At 64.9% G+C, this 15,479-nt stretch carries 13 protein-coding genes and 1 pseudogene; 6 read left to right on the top strand and 8 right to left on the bottom strand.

Annotation, left to right across the window (positions count from 1 at the left end):
* Positions 1-4 precede the first annotated feature (4 nt).
* Genes GA0004734_RS19575 through GA0004734_RS19560 form a run of 4 tightly spaced genes read left to right on the top strand, consistent with a single transcriptional unit; the run spans position 5 to position 4,235 of the window.
* Positions 5-1,771, top strand: a complete 1,767-nt coding sequence (locus tag GA0004734_RS19575) for an alkaline phosphatase (protein WP_092937159.1) — start codon at positions 5-7, stop codon at positions 1,769-1,771.
* Positions 1,772-1,820: 49 nt separating this feature from the next.
* Positions 1,821-2,282, top strand: coding sequence for a hypothetical protein (locus GA0004734_RS19570; protein ID WP_092937157.1), 462 nt, complete (start codon positions 1,821-1,823; stop codon positions 2,280-2,282).
* Between the two features lie 4 nt (positions 2,283-2,286).
* Positions 2,287-2,970 (top strand): ABC transporter ATP-binding protein, encoded by a 684-nt coding sequence (locus tag GA0004734_RS19565; RefSeq protein ID WP_092937155.1) that lies wholly within the window; start codon positions 2,287-2,289, stop codon positions 2,968-2,970.
* Complete coding sequence (locus GA0004734_RS19560; RefSeq protein ID WP_092937153.1) at positions 2,967-4,235, top strand: ABC transporter permease; 1,269 nt, start codon at positions 2,967-2,969, stop codon at positions 4,233-4,235. Before GA0004734_RS19565 ends, GA0004734_RS19560 begins: the two co-directional genes overlap by 4 nt.
* Before the next feature lie 89 nt (positions 4,236-4,324).
* Here the strand turns inward: GA0004734_RS19560 and GA0004734_RS26715 are convergent.
* Together GA0004734_RS26715 and GA0004734_RS19550 are read right to left on the bottom strand one after the other, a co-directional pair.
* Positions 4,325-4,588 (bottom strand): annotated as a pseudogene (locus GA0004734_RS26715) (hypothetical protein); the annotation flags it as partial.
* A complete protein-coding gene (locus tag GA0004734_RS19550) occupies positions 4,515-4,985 on the bottom strand; it encodes a PaaI family thioesterase (protein WP_092937151.1) in 471 nt (156 codons plus the stop codon). The pseudogene GA0004734_RS26715 and the gene GA0004734_RS19550, both read right to left, overlap by 74 nt.
* 440 nt (positions 4,986-5,425) lie before the next feature.
* On the opposite strand from GA0004734_RS19550, the gene GA0004734_RS19545 reads away from it, so the two are divergent.
* Entirely contained in the window at positions 5,426-7,801 is a 2,376-nt protein-coding gene (locus tag GA0004734_RS19545) for a glycoside hydrolase family 3 N-terminal domain-containing protein (protein WP_092937147.1), read from the top strand.
* Positions 7,802-7,825: 24 nt separating this feature from the next.
* Here the strand turns inward: GA0004734_RS19545 and GA0004734_RS19540 are convergent, their stop codons facing one another.
* From GA0004734_RS19540 to GA0004734_RS19515, 6 genes are all read right to left on the bottom strand, one after another.
* Positions 7,826-9,046: an MFS transporter gene (locus GA0004734_RS19540; RefSeq protein WP_092937145.1), complete on the bottom strand. Its 1,221-nt coding sequence runs from the start codon at positions 9,044-9,046 to the stop codon at positions 7,826-7,828.
* 131 nt (positions 9,047-9,177) lie between these two features.
* Positions 9,178-10,470 carry a glycolate oxidase subunit GlcF gene (gene glcF / locus GA0004734_RS19535; protein WP_092937143.1) on the bottom strand — a complete coding sequence of 431 codons (1,293 nt, stop codon included), beginning with the start codon at positions 10,468-10,470 and terminating at the stop codon, positions 9,178-9,180.
* 6 nt (positions 10,471-10,476) lie between these two features.
* Entirely contained in the window at positions 10,477-11,721 is a 1,245-nt protein-coding gene (glcE, locus tag GA0004734_RS19530) for a glycolate oxidase subunit GlcE (RefSeq protein ID WP_092937141.1), read from the bottom strand.
* Positions 11,718-13,157, bottom strand: a complete 1,440-nt coding sequence (locus tag GA0004734_RS19525; RefSeq protein ID WP_092937139.1) for an FAD-linked oxidase C-terminal domain-containing protein — start codon at positions 13,155-13,157, stop codon at positions 11,718-11,720. Before GA0004734_RS19525 ends, glcE begins: the two co-directional genes overlap by 4 nt.
* Positions 13,158-13,267: 110 nt before the next feature.
* On the bottom strand, positions 13,268-14,344 hold the full coding sequence (locus GA0004734_RS19520; protein ID WP_092937137.1) for an aldehyde dehydrogenase family protein: 1,077 nt from the start codon (positions 14,342-14,344) through the stop codon (positions 13,268-13,270).
* On the bottom strand, positions 14,341-14,799 hold the full coding sequence (locus tag GA0004734_RS19515; protein WP_280949525.1) for a GMC oxidoreductase: 459 nt from the start codon (positions 14,797-14,799) through the stop codon (positions 14,341-14,343). The genes GA0004734_RS19520 and GA0004734_RS19515 overlap by 4 nt, the downstream gene beginning before the upstream one ends.
* A 2-nt stretch (positions 14,800-14,801) precedes the next feature.
* Here GA0004734_RS19515 and GA0004734_RS26485 point away from each other — a divergent pair, with 2 nt between their 5' ends.
* Positions 14,802-15,122: a hypothetical protein gene (locus tag GA0004734_RS26485; RefSeq protein ID WP_245292550.1), complete on the top strand. Its 321-nt coding sequence runs from the start codon at positions 14,802-14,804 to the stop codon at positions 15,120-15,122.
* Positions 15,123-15,479: the final 357 nt, after the last annotated feature.

Below are 15,479 nucleotides of genomic sequence, written 5' to 3'. Positions count from 1 at the left end.
TCTCATGCGGACTCTTCTTGCTGCGCTTGTCGCGACCACGATCCTTGCCGGCGCGGCCCAGGCCACGACCGTTTACCCGCTCTCCCGCGCGACGATCCTCGCGGGATCGCCGTTCGACTTTAAGATCGAGCTGCCCGGCGTGGTGAAGGCCGAGGACGTGAAGGTCACCGTCAACGGCGAGGACTATGCCGCAGCGCTCGGCTCGGCTGCCGAATTTGTGGCCGAGGAGAAGGGCAAGGAGGACAAGGTTCTCGGTTCCGCCCTGATCCTGCGCGGCGCACGAATCCTGAAGGCCGGGAGCTACAAGGTCGATGTGACCGCAGGCGGCGAGACGAAATCGGTGACGTGGGAGGTCTACGAAACCACCGCGCAGCCGAAGGCGAAGAATGTGATCTTCCTGCTCGGCGACGGCCTCTCGGTCGCGCACCGCACCGGCGCCCGGATCATGTCGAAGGGCATGACGGAAGGAAAGTCGAATGGGCGTCTCGCCATGGACGATCTCGATCACATGGCCTTCGTCGGGACCTCGGCCACGGACGCGATCGCGACCGACAGCGCCAACACCATGTCGGCCTACATGACCGGCCACAAGACGGCCGTCAACGCGCTCGGCGTCTATGCCGACCGAACCCCCGCAAGCCTTGACGACCCGAAGGTCGAGACCATCGCGGAAGCCCTGCGCCGCACCACGAAGAAGGCGATCGGTGTCGTATCCACCGCCGAGATCGAGGATGCCACGCCGGCAGCCGTCGTCGCCCACACCCGCAAGCGCGCCGACAAGGCCGACATCGTCGGCATGTTCTATACCGTTCAGCCGGAGGTCATCCTCGGCGGCGGTTCCGCCTACTTCCTGCCGCAGGCGACGCCGGGTTCCAAGCGCAAGGACGACAAGGATTATATCCAGATGTTCAAGGATGCCGGCTACGCACTGGCGACCGACAGGACCGAGCTCGAAGCCTCTTCCGGCACCAATGCCGCCAAGCTGCTCGGCCTGTTCCACACAGGCAACATGGACTCGATCCTTGACCGCAATTTCCTGAAGAAGGGCACCGTTTCCAAGTTCCCGAACCAGCCGGGCCTCGTCGACATGACCAGTGCGGCGCTGACGCAGCTGTCCAAGAACGCGGACGGCTTCTTCCTGATGGTCGAGGGCGCCACGATCGACAAGATGTCCCACCCGATGGATTGGGACCGGGCGATGTATGAGACGATCGAGTTCGACAAGGCCGTCGGGGTCGCGCGCGATTTTGCCGCCAAGAACCCGGATACGCTGATCGTCGTCACGGGCGACCACACCCACGGCGTTTCGGTCATCGGCACCATCGACGACGAAAAGCCGGGCACGGAGATGCGGCAGAAGGTTGGCATCTACGCCGATGCCGGCTTCCCGAACTACGAGGACAAGGACGGCGACGGCTATCCCGATAAGGTCGATCCGACACGCCGCCTCGCCGTGTTCTCCAGCAACTTCCCGGATTACTACGAGACGTTCCGTCCGAAGCTCGATGGCCCGTTCGAGCCGACCGTGCAGAACGAGAATAAGGAATACGTCGCGAACCCGGCCTACAAGGACGTTCCCGGCGCTGTTCTGCGCGAAGGCAACTTGCCGAAGAGCTCCGAAAGCGCCGTCCATGCCGTCGATGACGTCGTGCTGCAGGCAAGCGGGCCAGGTTCGGAAGGCTTTAAGGGCTATATGGAGGAAAGCGACATCTACCGCGTGCTCGCCGACAGTCTCGCCCTCGGCTCACCGGACAAGATCTCCGCGAAGTAAGGAATAGAAGCCCGCCGGGTTATCGCCCGGCGGCGCTCGAGGAAACGACATGACGAAATCTGAGGCCTTGCGCCGTCGCATGCTCCTCGGCTTGCTCGCATCCCTGCCGGCGGCTGCCTTTCCGCCGCTCGCTTTCGCTGCGGACACCGAGATCGGCTTTGACGATCTCTACGGCAGTGTCGGTGTGCTCGGCCTCACCTTCTCCGATACCGTGAAAGCGCTGAACGGCAAGGGCGTGACGATGAGCGGCTTCATGGCGCCGCCGCTCAAGGCCGAGGCCGCGTTTTTCGTACTGACCGAGATTCCGATGTCGATCTGCCCTTTCTGCTCGTCGGATTCCGATTGGCCCGACAATATCGTCGTCGTCTACCTCGACGAGGCACAGACCTTCGTCCAGCCGGGAACGCGCATTTCCGTGTCGGGAACGCTGGAGGTGGGCACATGGACGGATACCGAGACCGGCTTCGTCAGCCGCCTGCGCCTGCGTAATGCGCGTTACTGGTCGGTTTGAGCAGATGCTGTCGCTCACCCTCAAAGATATCGCCGTCTGCTATGCCGGGCTTGCCGCGCCCGTGCTCTCGGTTCCTGCCTTGCAGTTTGCAGCTGGGGAAAACGTGGCCGTCACCGGCGCCTCTGGCTCGGGCAAGAGCACCTTCGTCAATGTCGTCTCCGGCCTCGAGCATGTCCGCGAGGGTCGGATCGACTGGAGCGGAACCGACCTCGTGCGCTTTACCGAGCATCGGCGCGACCGCTGGCGGGCCGAGCATGTTGGCCTCGTCATGCAGGACTTTCATCTTTTTCCCGGACTGTCGGCGCTCGATAACGTCCTGTTGCCTGCGCGGCTTGCCTCCGCGGCATCGTCCGCCGTCAAGCGTCGGGCGCGCGACCTTCTTGCCGGCACGGGGCTCGAACGGCCCGACCAGTCGGTCGAGACGATGTCGCGCGGCGAAATGCAGCGCGTTGCCATCGCCCGCGCGCTCGTGCGCGCGCCGGGCATCGTCATCGCCGACGAACCTACGGCAAGTCTCGACGAGGAAAGCGGTCAGGTCATTGCCGACCTGTTGATCGGCCTGGCGGGTGCAGCCGGTGCGACACTCATCGTCGTGTCGCACGATCCCGCCCTCATTTCGCGCCTGCCGCGCCGGATCACGCTCGATCGCGGCCGGATCTCCAGCGACAGCAAGGCGGCTGTGATATGATCGGGTTCATTCTCGCCGACATCCGCCGCCATAAGGGCGGGACGATCGCCATCCTGCTGCTGATCGCCTTCGCCGTGGCGCTCGCCGTCTCCGTGACGCTGCAGGAACGCGCGCTCCGGCTCGGCAGCGCCCGTGCGGCCAACGCGTTTGATCTGGTGATTGGAGCGGCGGGCAGCGAAACGCAGCTGGTCCTATCCTCCGTCTTCCTTCAGGCAGCACCGCTGCCGCTGATGGAGGGTGCCGCGCTTCAACGTCTTGCGGCTGATCCGCGCGTGGCCTTTGCAGCCCCCATCGGCTTCGGCGATTCCTTTGCGGGCTATCCGCTGGTGGGCACATCGACCGCTCTCGTGGTGCATCTCTCGCCGCAACTGCAGGAGGGGGTGGGCTTTCGACAAGAGGGTGATGCGGTGATCGGCTCGGCGGTCGACCTCTCTATGGGCGCGGTGATCAAGCCCATGCACGGTACCGCGGAAGAGGGCGGCCATACGCATACCGGTCTTGCTTATGCCGTCGTCGGCCGGATGAAGCCGACCGGCACGCCATGGGACAGGGCGATCCTTGTCCCCATACAGGCTGTGTGGGAGCTGCACGGTATGGGGCATGATGAGGCCGAGCATAGCAAGGCAAGCCATGAGGAAGCGGGCCATGCCGGAGCTGGCTATGCGGGTGGCGAGCATGAGCATAGCGCCGATGCCACGGCGCCGATCGACGAAGACTGGGCGGAACATTCGGCCGGGGTGCCGGCCGTTCTGGTCAAGCCGAAGACGATTGCCGACGCCTATAAGCTTCGCCAGGAATATCGCAGCGGCACAACGCTCGCCGTCTTTCCCGGCGAGGTTCTGACGCGGCTCTACGCGACGCTCGGGGATGCCAAAATTCTGCTGATGGCGGTGGCGATCGGCACGCAGGTTCTCATTGCGGCCGCCCTTCTGCTCGTCACCATCATGCATGTCGGGCAGCGCCGGCGGCAGATCGGCGCGTTGCGTGCTTTCGGTGCATCGCGCACCGTCGTGTTCCGGATCGTCTGGCTGCAGCTTTTCGCCATCAGCCTCGCCGGCATCCTCCTCGGTTTCGGCCTCGGCTACCTCGTCTCGGACGTCATCGGCGGCATCGTCTCGCGGCAGAACGGCTTCACGATGCCCGTGGCCTTCGCACGCGGAGACCTCGTCTTCGCAGCTTCCGTCACGGCTTTCGCGGCCGTCCTTGCCGTCGTGCCAGCCGTCCTCGCCTATCGCCAGTCGCCGGCCGCAGCCCTCAAGGGCTGAGACCCGCGGATCAAATCATCTCGAGTGCGAGAGCAATGCCTTGTCCGCCGCCGATGCAGAGCGTGACGATCCCTCTGGAAAGCGCGTCCCGCGGCACTGTTCAGCCCCGGCGCATTGCCGGCCGTGATCGTGCCGTCCGGGCGGAAGGCCGGCTTCAGCCATGCCAGCGGCTCTACCGTCGTTTCCGGTCGCGTTCCTGCGCGGCTGCGAAACGCTGCGATGTCGGGCCGGCGCATGGGGGCGCCCGTCGGTTTGGAAGACGTCGGTTGGTGCTTGCTGTCAGGCGGTCGTGGCGGGTCGCTCGAGCGGAAAGACGAGCAAGGTGGATGTCGCGCTGGCACAGAGGCGGCCATCGCGATCCGTCAGCGTCGCCTCGGCAAAAGCCGCACGTCGCCCCATCGAAAGAATGCGCCCCTCGGCGCGAACGGGACCACTCGCCTCCGTCAGCGGACGATGATAGGCGACCTTGAGTTCCAGCGTCGTGTAGCCCTGGTCGGCCGCCAGCTTGGAATGGACTGCGCAGCCGCACGCGCTGTCGAGGAGCGTTGCCGCATATCCGCCATGCACCGATCCGATCGGATTATAGACGCTGCGGTCGGGATTGCCTTCGAACACCGCGCGACCTTCTTCGATCTCGATCAGGACGAACTTCATCGTTTCGTTGATCGGCGGCGGGCTGTTGGCCGCTATAAGAACCTGCAACTGAGCAAGACCAGAAAGACCGGCCTGGTTATTCCTGAGAACGTCCATTGTTTTACCTCCTCCTAAAGGTGCAAAGACTTTAATATGACAAACATCATAAAACAAGGCGTCTGGCTGGTCGGCGTGTTCGTCGTCAGGGGTCGTCCGGTCGCGGTGACGATGTTGTACGAGATCTCGCTATTGTCCTCCGTGTTCGAAGAATTTAACGAAGTCGGCCGGGCTTTCCGCAAGAAACATACGATACCGATACGAAAGCGTCCCGTTTTCAGACAGGTTTCCGGGTAAGGCGCCATCTCCGGCTATCACAGTCGCGCAGGAATCCCTTTTTTAGGGATAGAGTGAGAGCTTAATTATAAAAGACCTATCAGACACAAACCATTGTTATAATAGTGATACACTACCATGGTAGATTGACTTTAATGATTACTGACGCTAACGCTTGCGACACCTGACGCAATGTCGTCTCATTCAATTCTGGACCTGCAGCCATGACGGATATCTATAAGGATTCTGCCCAGTCTATCGATAACCGCGTTGCCGATCTTCTCGGCCGTATGAGCATCGAGGAGAAGATCGCGCAGATGCACGCCTTCTGGCTGCTGCTGTCGGAAGATGGCCGCCACGAGGTGCGCACCGATGCGTTTACCGGCGCTGATGATGGGGATCGACTGAAGGCGAAGCTGTCGTTCGGTCTCGGGCAGATCACGCGCCCTCTCGGCAGCCGCCCGGTCGATCCCGCTGCCGGTGTACGAGCTTTGAACCGGCTGCAGAAATTCCTCGTGGAAGAAACCCGGCTCGGCATTCCCGTCATTTCGCACGAAGAATGCCTGTCCGGCATCATGGCGCAGGGCGGCACGCTGTTTCCTTCATCGCTGGCCTTCGGCGCGACGTTCGATCCCGCCCTCATTGAGGAGGTTGGCCGGGTCATAGGCCAGGAGGCGCGCTCCATCGGTTGCCGCCAGGGGCTGGCCCCCGTGCTGGACGTCGCCCGCGACGCGCGTTGGGGACGCACGGAAGAAACGTTCGGCGAGGATCCCTATCTCGTCGGGCTCCTGGCTTCCCGCTATGTCCGCGGCCTGCAGGGGCGCGACCGCGACTTCCTGGCGACGCTGAAGCATTATGCGGGGCACTCCCTCTCGGAAGGCGCGCGCAACCATGCGCCGGTCAATCTCGGCTGGCGGGAACTGAACGACACCTTCTTGCTGCCGTTTGAAATGGCCGTAAGGCTGGCGGATGCGGGATCGGTCATGCCCGCCTATCACGACATCGACGGCGAGCCGTGCCATGCCTCGCATCATCTGCTGACGAAGGTGCTGCGAGACGATTGGGGCTTCGACGGCTTGGTCGTCGCAGACTATATCGGCATCAGCCTGCTCTACAAGCATCATGGCGTGGCGTCCGATCCGGCGGAAGCCGCCGCACTCGCCTTCAAGGCCGGCCTCGACGTGGAACTGCCGGGCGACGACTGCGCATCTCATCTGAGGCAAGCACTGGCGCGGGGCCTGATCGGCATCGATACCATCGATGCGATCGTGCACCGTATCCTGACCGAGAAGATGCGCCTCGGCCTGTTCGAAAATCCCTATACGGATGAGGCCGCCATCGCGCTGCAGACCCCGGAGGCGATCGATGTCGCCCGTCGGGTTGCCCAGAAATCAGTCGTCATCCTCGCCAATGACGGCATTCTTCCCCTGGCGGAGACCAAGACCATCGCCCTGATCGGCCCAACGGCCGACGATCCGCTGGCGTTGCTCGGTGACTATTCTTTCCCCGTGCATCTGATCGTCAGCGATCTCAAGGACGCCGCGACGTCCGTGATCACGCCGCGGACTGCCTTCGAGGCGCGATTCGGCACTGAGCGTGTCCTCTACGCCAAGGGCTGCCACATCCTGGAGGCCCGTCAGTCGGGCGCGCCTGTTTTTCCCGGCGACGTCCCCGACATGACGACGCTGTCCCAAACCTCTCCGGTGTCGACAGGCCTCGACCTCATTCCGGCGGCCGTCGAGGCCGCCCGACAGGCCGATGTGGCGATCGTCTGCGTCGGGGATCTCTCGGGCATCTTCCAGACCGGCACCGTCGGCGAGGGTTCGGATACCGATACGCTGGTGCTCCCCGGCGTTCAGCAGGCCTTGCTGGATGCGGTCGTGGAAACGGGAACGCCCGTAATCGTCGTCATCACCTCCGGCCGGCCCTATACGCTCGGCGGTCTGGAAGATCGTGTGGCCGCACAGGTCATGGCCTTTTTCGGCGGGCAGGAAGGCGGTGCGGCGCTTGCCGACGTGCTCACCGGCGTCGTTGAGCCCTCCGGACGCCTGTCCATTTCCGTGCCGCGCAGCGGCGGCGCATCGCCCTATTTCTACAATCACAAATTCAAAAGCTCGGGGACCCCGGTGGCCCGTCATTTCGGGAGCCGTTATCCCTTCGGACACGGGCTTTCCTATACGGACTTCGTCTACGAGGACCTCACGCTCGACCGGGCCTCGGTGCAGAGCGAGGAGGGCAGTGTCGGCGTCTCCTTCACGCTGCGCAATGTGGGACAGCGCGGGGGAACGGAGACCCCCCAGCTCTACGTCCGCGACCTCGTCTGTTCGGTGGTCCGCCCGATCAAGGAGTTGAAGGCATTCCGGCGCATTTTCCTCGAACCCGGCGAAAGCGCCTGCGTCACCTTCCGCGTCCCGACGGATATGTTCTCGTTCACGGGACAGGAGGGTTTCCGGATTGTCGAGCCGGGCATGTTCGAGCTGATGATCGGCTCTTCCAGCGCGGCCATTCACCTGCGCAGTCAGATCGAAGTCACGGGTCCCGTGCGCCGCATAGAAGGCGACTGGAAGATGGTCAGCAGGGCGTTCGTCAGTCATCCCTGAGACAAGCGGCATGGTGGCGGGTGGCTAGTCGGCAATCGGCGGCTTTGACATCCAGACGAAAGCCGCGCCCGCAAGGAGCAGAATGCTCGTGCCGATGAAGACGACGGGCATGCCGATATGGCCGCCGATGAAGCCGCCGAGCAGCGGCCCCGCCACCTGACCGACATATTGCGCGGAGACGGAGAGGCCGAGTGCGGTGCCGGCGGAGCGATCGGGCACGCCATGCCGGATGACGGCGGCGACGCAGGGGAGAAGACCGCCCAGCGCCACGCCCATGAGGAAGCGCAGGAGGATGAGCTGCCAGGCGCTGGTGACAAAGGCCTGCGGTACGAGCAGGATGCCCGCCGCGACGAGCGCGCCGGCGATGACCGGCCAGTGGCCGATGCGATCGGCGAGCCGTCCGAGCCGCGAGGCTGAAAGGATGCTGCCGAGGGCCGCCGCGGACATCACGAGGCCAGCCCAGAGGGTCACGATGTCCGACCTATCGACCAACTGGGCGACATAGACCGTGATGATCGGCTCGATCGACATATTGGCGAGCATGAGCAGCATGCCCGTGGCGAGCATCGCGACGACCGGTGCCTTGTCCGGTATTGCGGCCCACCCCCCGCCGGCCTTCGCGGCCTGCCTGCGGCCGGGCACCGTCTCCTCCTTGATGAGGAATGTCGTGGCGAGGAAGGCCAGGAAGATGAGCCCGCCGGCGGCCAGAAACGTGTTGCGAATGCCGATCAGCGGCGGCAGCACGCCACCGATCAGCGGCCCCACGAGATTGCCGGCCATGATGCCGGACGAGAGCATGCCCAGTGCCCAGGCCGAACGGTCCCGCGGCGTCTGCGTGGCCACCAGAACCATGGAGCCCGAGGAATAGCCGCCGGCGAGCCCGACGAACAGCCGCAGGGCGACGAGTTGCCAGACGTTTTCGGCGACGCCCATCAGCGCGATGGCGACCGTCATGCCGAGGCTTGCCCGCACCAGCATCAGCTTTCGCCCATAGATATCGCCGAGGCGACCCCAGAGAGGTGCGACCAGAGCCGCCGCAAAGAAGGTGGCCCCATAGGCAATTCCTGACCACTGCACGATGGCCGCGTGATCGCGGACACCAAGTTCCTCCACGTAGAGCGGCAGGAAGGGCAAAAGCAGCGTCATGGCGATGATGGTGGTGAACGAGCCGGCGAGCGATACCCCGAGGTTTCGCTTCCAGTGGATCGAGCCGCCTGCTGCCGCATCGGGTTTTGCGTCGGCCATCGTTTCCGCCTGTTTGAGATAGGCATCCCCTAAGTCCGGCGCGTTGGTGCGTCAAGCGTGGTGCTTGCTGGAAGGCTGAGCCATCGCCAGTGCGGGGAAGATCCGATCCTTGGCGAAATACGCCTGGGGTATCAGCCGTGCAATTTCGCGGGCTTCGGTCCGCCATAGGCCCAGTCGAGCAGTTCCACGGTATGGACGATGGGGATGGCTGTTCCGGAAGCGATCTGGGTGAGGCAGCCGATGTTTCCCGCCGCGATCACGTCCGGCTTCGTCGCCTCGATGGCCTTCACCTTGCGTTGCTTGAGCGTGGCGGAGATCTCGGGTTGCAGGATGTTATAGGTTCCGGCCGAGCCGCAGCAAAGATGGCCTTCTGCCGGATCGCGCACGGTGAAGCCGGCCGTCTTCAGGAGAAGCTTCGGCAGGGCCGTGATCTTCTGTCCGTGCTGTAGGGAGCAGGCGGAATGATAGGCGACCACGAGATCGCGTTTCGGCAGGGCTCTAAGGTCGAGCGTCGACAGGTATTCCGTGATGTCCTTTGCCAGCGCCGAGATCGTCGCGGCTTTTTCGGCATAGAGCGGATCGAGGCGCAGCATGTGGCCATAGTCTTTGATGGTGGTGCCGCAGCCCGATGCCGTGATGAGGATGGCGTCGAGCCCGCCTTCATCGACCTCGCGCATCCAGGCATCGATGTTGCGGCGGGCGAAATCGAGCGCCTGCGGCTCGCGGCCCATCTGATGCACCAGCGCACCGCAGCAGCCTTCGCCTCTCGGCGTGGCAACGGCGATGCCGAGCCGGGTCAGCAGCCGCACCGTGGCCGCGTTGATGCCCGGATCGAGCGTCGGCTGGGCGCAGCCTTCCAGCAGGATGACGCGGCCGCTCGTGGGGGGAAGGGCGGCCGGAACGGTCTCGGCGGGTCGCTTTGCGGCCCGGCGCGGCGCGAGATCGAGCATGGCAGCGAGCGGGGCCAGCGGCTTTATACGCCGCAGGAGCGGGGCGAGTGGTCGGGAGATACGGGCGAGTGCCAGTGCGGCGCGGAACCGGCCGGGGTACGGCAGGATGGCGGCGAGCAGGCCGCGGATCATCCGGTCTGCGAGCGGACGCTTGTACGTCTGCTCGATGTGAACACGGGCATGGTCGATCAGGTGCATGTAATCGACGCCCGACGGACAGGTCGTCGTGCAGGCAAGGCAGGAGAGACAGCGATCGATATGCGTCACAACCTCGCGGTCGGCAGGGCGGTCGTTCTCAAGCATGTCCTTGATGAGGTAGATGCGCCCGCGTGGGCTGTCGAGCTCGTTGCCGAGCGTGACATAGGTCGGACAGGTGGCGGTGCAAAAGCCGCAATGGACGCAGCGCCGCAGGATCTTCTCGGATTCCGCCACATGCGGATCGGACAGTTGCTCGAGTGTGAAAGAGGTCTGCATCCGTCGCTATCCCGCCCTGTCTGCTATCCGTATATTCGCCCCCGCGTCGGGTGCCATCCTGCCCGGAGAGAAGATGCCGAGCGGGTCGAGCTTGGCCTTGATGCGCGCCGACAACGCCGCGATCGGCGCCGGCTGCGGCTCGAAGGCGGAGATGCCGGCCCGCTGATCGGCGGATGCGCGTATCAGCGTGGCATGCCCGCCGCCGACGGTTGCGATGGTCCGGCGCAGGACATCGGCCTGTAGCTCGCCACCTATCTGCAACCAGACGAGCCCGCCCTGCCAGTCGTAGAGCGCATCGACATCGGCCTGTCGCCGGAGCGCCGCGATCAACCGATAACCCGCGGTCGGCGCGACGGATATCCGCCAGAGCGGCCGATTCTGAAGCGCCTGCAAAGGCGTGACATCGCGGATCGCGCGCCAGAGCCGGGCGCTTGCAGCAGACTCCACCATCGCGGCCGACGCAAACGCCGACAGCCTTGCGGCCAGCGAGGCGGCCCGCACGGCAACGGAAGCCGAGAGGCCCTCCAGTCGCAGAGCCGTCAAGGCTCCAGCCTTCCCGACAGCATCCGGGAGCGTCTGCGCCAGTGCCTGCGGGATATGCGCGGCGCCGGAAACATCGGCAGGCTGCGCCATGGCCGCCGCCATCGCCCGCGCGGCCGTGGCATCGTCGAGGCCGCTGAGCACGATGGTTGCCTCGCTCTCCGGCCGCGGCAGGACGCGGAATGTAACCTCCGTGACGAAGCCGAGCGTACCGTGGGAGCCGGCCAGAAGCTTGACGAGATCGAGCCCCGTCACGTTCTTCATCACCCGCCCGCCGCACCGGATCGCCTCGCCGCGACCGTTGACGAAACGCAGGCCCAACAGGCTGTCGCGCGCCGCGCCGGCCGACAGGCGGCGCGGGCCGGAGGCGTTGGAGAGGAACACGCCGCCGATGGTCGGTTCACCCTGCGTGCCCATCATGCCGCGGTGATCCACCGGCTCGAAGGCGAGAATCTGGTTGTTGGCGGAAAGGGCCGCCTCGACTTCCGAGAGCGGCGTACCCGAGCGCGCCGTCATCACCATTTCGCCGGGCTCGTACTCCACGATGCCGGCGAGACCGGTGGAACAGAGGACGACATCGGCTGAAACCCGGTTGCCCAGACCCGCGCGGGTGTTGCCGCCGATGAGGGAGAGCGCCGTTCCCGTGTCCGCTGCCTGCCGGATTAGGTCGCAGGCTTCTGCTTCGATCTTGGGATAGTGGACATCGTTCATGCGGCGGGCCGTCCGTCGAGCGGGAAGACCTTGGACGGGTTCAGCAGCCAGTCGGCGTCGAAGGCATAGCGCACGGCCATCTGCTGGGCGAGGTCGGCGTCGGAGAACTGGAACCGCATCAAATCGCGCTTCTCGATGCCGACGCCGTGTTCGCCTGTCAGGCAACCGCCGGCTTCCACGCAGACCTTGAGGATCTCGTTGCCGGCCACCTCGGCCTTTGCCGCTTCCGCGGGGTCGTTGGCATCGAACAGGATCAGCGGATGCATGTTGCCGTCGCCAGCATGGAAAACGTTGGCGACACGCAGGCCGAGCCCGGTGCAGATCTCCTCCGTGCGCTGGAGCACGTGGGAGAGCTTGCCGAGCGGCACGGTGCCGTCCATGCAGATATAGTCTGCGATACGCCCGGTTGCGCCGAAGGCGGACTTTCGGCCTTTCCAGATCAGGGCAGCCTCGGTCGCCGACTGGCTCTCGCGCACCGTCATCACGCCGTGGCGGCGGGCGATGGCGACGATGGCAGCCAGCATCGCCTCCATCTCGGCCTCCGAACCCTCGACCTCGATGATCAACAGCGCGCCGACATGCAGGGGATAGCCGGCCTTGGCGAAGGCCTCGCAGATCTCGATGGCCTGTTTGTCCATGAACTCGATGGCGACCGGGATGATGCCGGCCGCGATGACATCGGCAACGCAGGCGCCCGCCTCGTGCGAGGTCGCGAAGCCGAAGAGGACCGGCCGGGCACCTTCGGCTTTCGCGAGGATTCGCACCGTCGCCTCCGTCACGACGCCGAGCTGCCCCTCCGAGCCGCAGACAAGGCCAAGCAGATCGTAGCCTGCCGCATCGAGGTGGCTGCCGCCGAGCGTGATCACCGTGCCGTCCATCAGCACCAGCGTCACGCCCAGCAGGTTGTTGGTGGTCACGCCATATTTCAGACAGTGCGCGCCGCCCGAGTTCATGCCGATATTGCCGCCGATGGTGCAGGCAAGCTGGGAACTCGGATCCGGCGCATAGAAGAATCCCTCCGGCCCGACGGTCTCCGAGATCGACAGGTTCGTCACGCCGGCCTGCACCCGCGCGACCCGGTTCTCGAGATCGACGTCGAGGATGGCGGACATGCGCGACAGGCCGAGCACCACAGCATCCGGCTGGGGAATGGCGCCGCCGCAAAGCGAGGTGCCCGCCCCGCGCGGGACGACGGGAATGCCGTGGCGGTTGCAATATTCCAGGACGGCAGACACCTCCTGCGTCGTTCGGGGCAGGGCAACGGCCAGCGGCAGTTGCCGGTAGGCGACATAGGCATCCGTTTCGAACGGCACCAGCTCGCGCACCTCATGCACCAGACCGCCCTCCGGCAGAAGGGTGGCAAGATCCGCGATAATCCTGGCCCGCTGCGACAGCACATCGGCCCGCGGCGGCAGGAAGGCAATGGTTTGCGACACGGTCTCTCCTCCCCGTGGGTCATGCTCCTCGCATCAACGGTGCGACTATAAGCATCCCTGCGTCTTGCGCGAGCAATAATGCGGAAACCGCGATAAAAGAACCTGCCGCGTCAAGGGTCTTCGCCCGGCGCCTGTCCTTTTCTCCCTCGCGTGCGTCCGATCTTCTGCCGGACAGACAGACGCGAGAACAAGCCGTAAGGTGGCATCTTGCGACCGTTTGCGGCGGAAAAATTCTCGTTCACAGGATTGACGACCTCCACACGCGCGCCTTTCGCGCGGGCGTCGTCCACAAGCCCCTTCAGCCGCGCGACATGCCGGTCGCTGATGATCGAGGTGTAATCCGGATTGTCGAGAACGGTCGGGTACATCCTGATAACCGCGGCCTTCCATCCGGCAACGACAGCCTCCTTGTCCGCGTCCCGCACCAGCATGTAATCGGGCGCGAGGCAGACCTGTCCCGCATTGAGCATCTTCCCCAACGCCACGCGTCCGGTTGCGCGCCCGATGTCGGCGCTGCGGCCGACGATCACGGGCGACTTGCCTCCCAACTCCAGCGTGACGGGTACGAGATTATCAGCGGCGGCGTGCAGGATGTGACGGGCGATGCCTGTCGCGCCGGTGAAGATCAGGTGGTCGAAGGCGAGGCCGGCAAAGGCCTGACCGAACTCCGGGCCGCCGCTGACGAAGCAGAGTTCGTCTTGTGCGAAATACTGGCCCACGACCGCTTCGAAGACGGCATTCGTTGCCGGCGTATACTCGCTGGTCTTGACCATGACGCGGTTGCCGGCCGCAAGTACGCCGGCCATGGGCGTCATGATGAGGTTGATCGGGAAGTTCCACGGCGCGATGATACCGACGACACCCTTCGGCTGGTATTCGACATGCGCCCGCGCGCCGAGCAGCGTGAGCGGAAACGGAAGCGGCCTGCGCTCCGGCTTCGACCAGGCGCGCAGATGTCTGGCGGCGTGATCGAGCGCGCCGATGGAAACAGCGATATCGGTCAGCATCGATTGCTCGATGCTCCGATGTCCGAAATCCTCCGAAAGCGCCGCACAGAAGGCTTTGGCATTATCGCGGATCAGCGATGCGGCGCGCTTCAGCCGGTCGATGCGCAAGGCATATGGCTCGGGCAGGGTGGCCGTGAAGGCCTGGCGTTGTGCCGAGAGCAGGGCGTGGAGGTCGGTCATCGCGCGTTCCACCCGTTCGCCGATCGAAGGATCAGATCTGCGGCGCGCTCGCCGATCATCGCGCTCGGGGCCTGGGTATTGCCGCTGACGATCGTCGGCATGATCGAGGCGTCGGCGATGCGCAGACCGGTGACCCCGCGGACGCGCAACTCCGGATCGACCACGGATGCCGCATCGCTGCCCATGCGACAGGTGCCGACGGGATGGTAGATCGTATCGGCATGCGCGCGGATGCTTGCTGCTATGGCTGCATCGTCCTGCGGGTCGAGGGTACGATAGGGGCGGCCCTTGTGCTGCGCCAGAGCCGGTTGCCGCAGAATATGCTCGGCGCTGCACACGCCTTTCACGAGCGTCTGCATGTGGCCGGCATCCGAGAGATAGCGGGGGTCGATGAGGAGCGCGCTTGCCGGGTCCGCAGTCGCACCGAGCCGCGGCTCGCGGGACGCAGAACGCAGACATGGAGGGATATGCCGGTCTTCAGAATGATGCGGCGGGCGTGGTTTTCGACAAGGCCGATGGTGAAGTGAAACTGGAGATCGGGCCGATCGACGGACGGCGAGGACCGCACGAAGCCGCCGGCTTCGGCGAAATCGCTGGAGAGGTTTCCGCGCTTGCCCGGCAGGAAGGGCAGGACCCCGCGAAGAAGCGGGATCGAGCCGACGGGGGTCGTTCCGATGACGCCACCGCCGCGCACGAGCCGGCTGCTGATATGGTCGAGATGATCCTGAGATTGGCGCCCACCTTGTTCCGATCCGCCACGACGGCGATGCCGTGCTGACGCAGTTGCTCCGCCGGGCCGATGCCCGGAAGCATCAGAAGTTGCGGCGTGCCGAAGGCGCCGCCGGCCAGCACCACCTCCCGTCGTGCCGTGAGGATGCGCGTCCGCCCGCGATGGACGACCTCCACGCCGGTAGCCCTGTTATCCTCGAAGGACAGCCGGAGGGCCTGCGTATCCGGAAGACGCCTGAGGTTCGGGCCATGCCGTGTGTAGATGTAGGCGGTGCCGGCGTCGCGCGTTCGGTGACGAAGGTGTTCGCGAGCGCATGACGCAGGCGCTCTTCGCCGTGGTGACGGTCTACCGTGCGGCCGGCACGACCCCGCAACAGGCGTCATTCACCGATCCGTGAGACTTGCA

The sequence above is a fragment of the Rhizobium sp. 9140 genome (genome assembly GCF_900067135.1).
GTDB lineage: Bacteria > Pseudomonadota > Alphaproteobacteria > Rhizobiales > Rhizobiaceae > Ferranicluibacter.
This window is presented reverse-complemented; position numbering and strand designations above follow the sequence as displayed.

What these genes read in the sequence shown, in the direction of transcription:
- GA0004734_RS19565 (WP_092937155.1), top strand. Translation starts at nt 2,287, where the DNA reads ATGCTGTCGCTCACCCTCAAAGATATCGCCGTCTGCTATGCCGGGCTT.
- GA0004734_RS19540 (WP_092937145.1), bottom strand. Translation starts at nt 9,046, where the DNA reads ATGGCCGACGCAAAACCCGATGCGGCAGCAGGCGGCTCGATCCACTGG.
- GA0004734_RS19570 (WP_092937157.1), top strand. Translation starts at nt 1,821, where the DNA reads ATGACGAAATCTGAGGCCTTGCGCCGTCGCATGCTCCTCGGCTTGCTC.
- GA0004734_RS19550 (WP_092937151.1), bottom strand. Translation starts at nt 4,985, where the DNA reads ATGGACGTTCTCAGGAATAACCAGGCCGGTCTTTCTGGTCTTGCTCAG.
- GA0004734_RS19575 (WP_092937159.1), top strand. Translation starts at nt 5, where the DNA reads ATGCGGACTCTTCTTGCTGCGCTTGTCGCGACCACGATCCTTGCCGGC.
- glcF (WP_092937143.1), bottom strand. Translation starts at nt 10,470, where the DNA reads ATGCAGACCTCTTTCACACTCGAGCAACTGTCCGATCCGCATGTGGCG.
- GA0004734_RS19520 (WP_092937137.1), bottom strand. Translation starts at nt 14,344, where the DNA reads ATGACCGACCTCCACGCCCTGCTCTCGGCACAACGCCAGGCCTTCACG.
- GA0004734_RS19560 (WP_092937153.1), top strand. Translation starts at nt 2,967, where the DNA reads ATGATCGGGTTCATTCTCGCCGACATCCGCCGCCATAAGGGCGGGACG.
- glcE (WP_092937141.1), bottom strand. Translation starts at nt 11,721, where the DNA reads ATGAACGATGTCCACTATCCCAAGATCGAAGCAGAAGCCTGCGACCTA.
- GA0004734_RS19545 (WP_092937147.1), top strand. Translation starts at nt 5,426, where the DNA reads ATGACGGATATCTATAAGGATTCTGCCCAGTCTATCGATAACCGCGTT.
- GA0004734_RS26485 (WP_245292550.1), top strand. Translation starts at nt 14,802, where the DNA reads ATGGAGGGATATGCCGGTCTTCAGAATGATGCGGCGGGCGTGGTTTTC.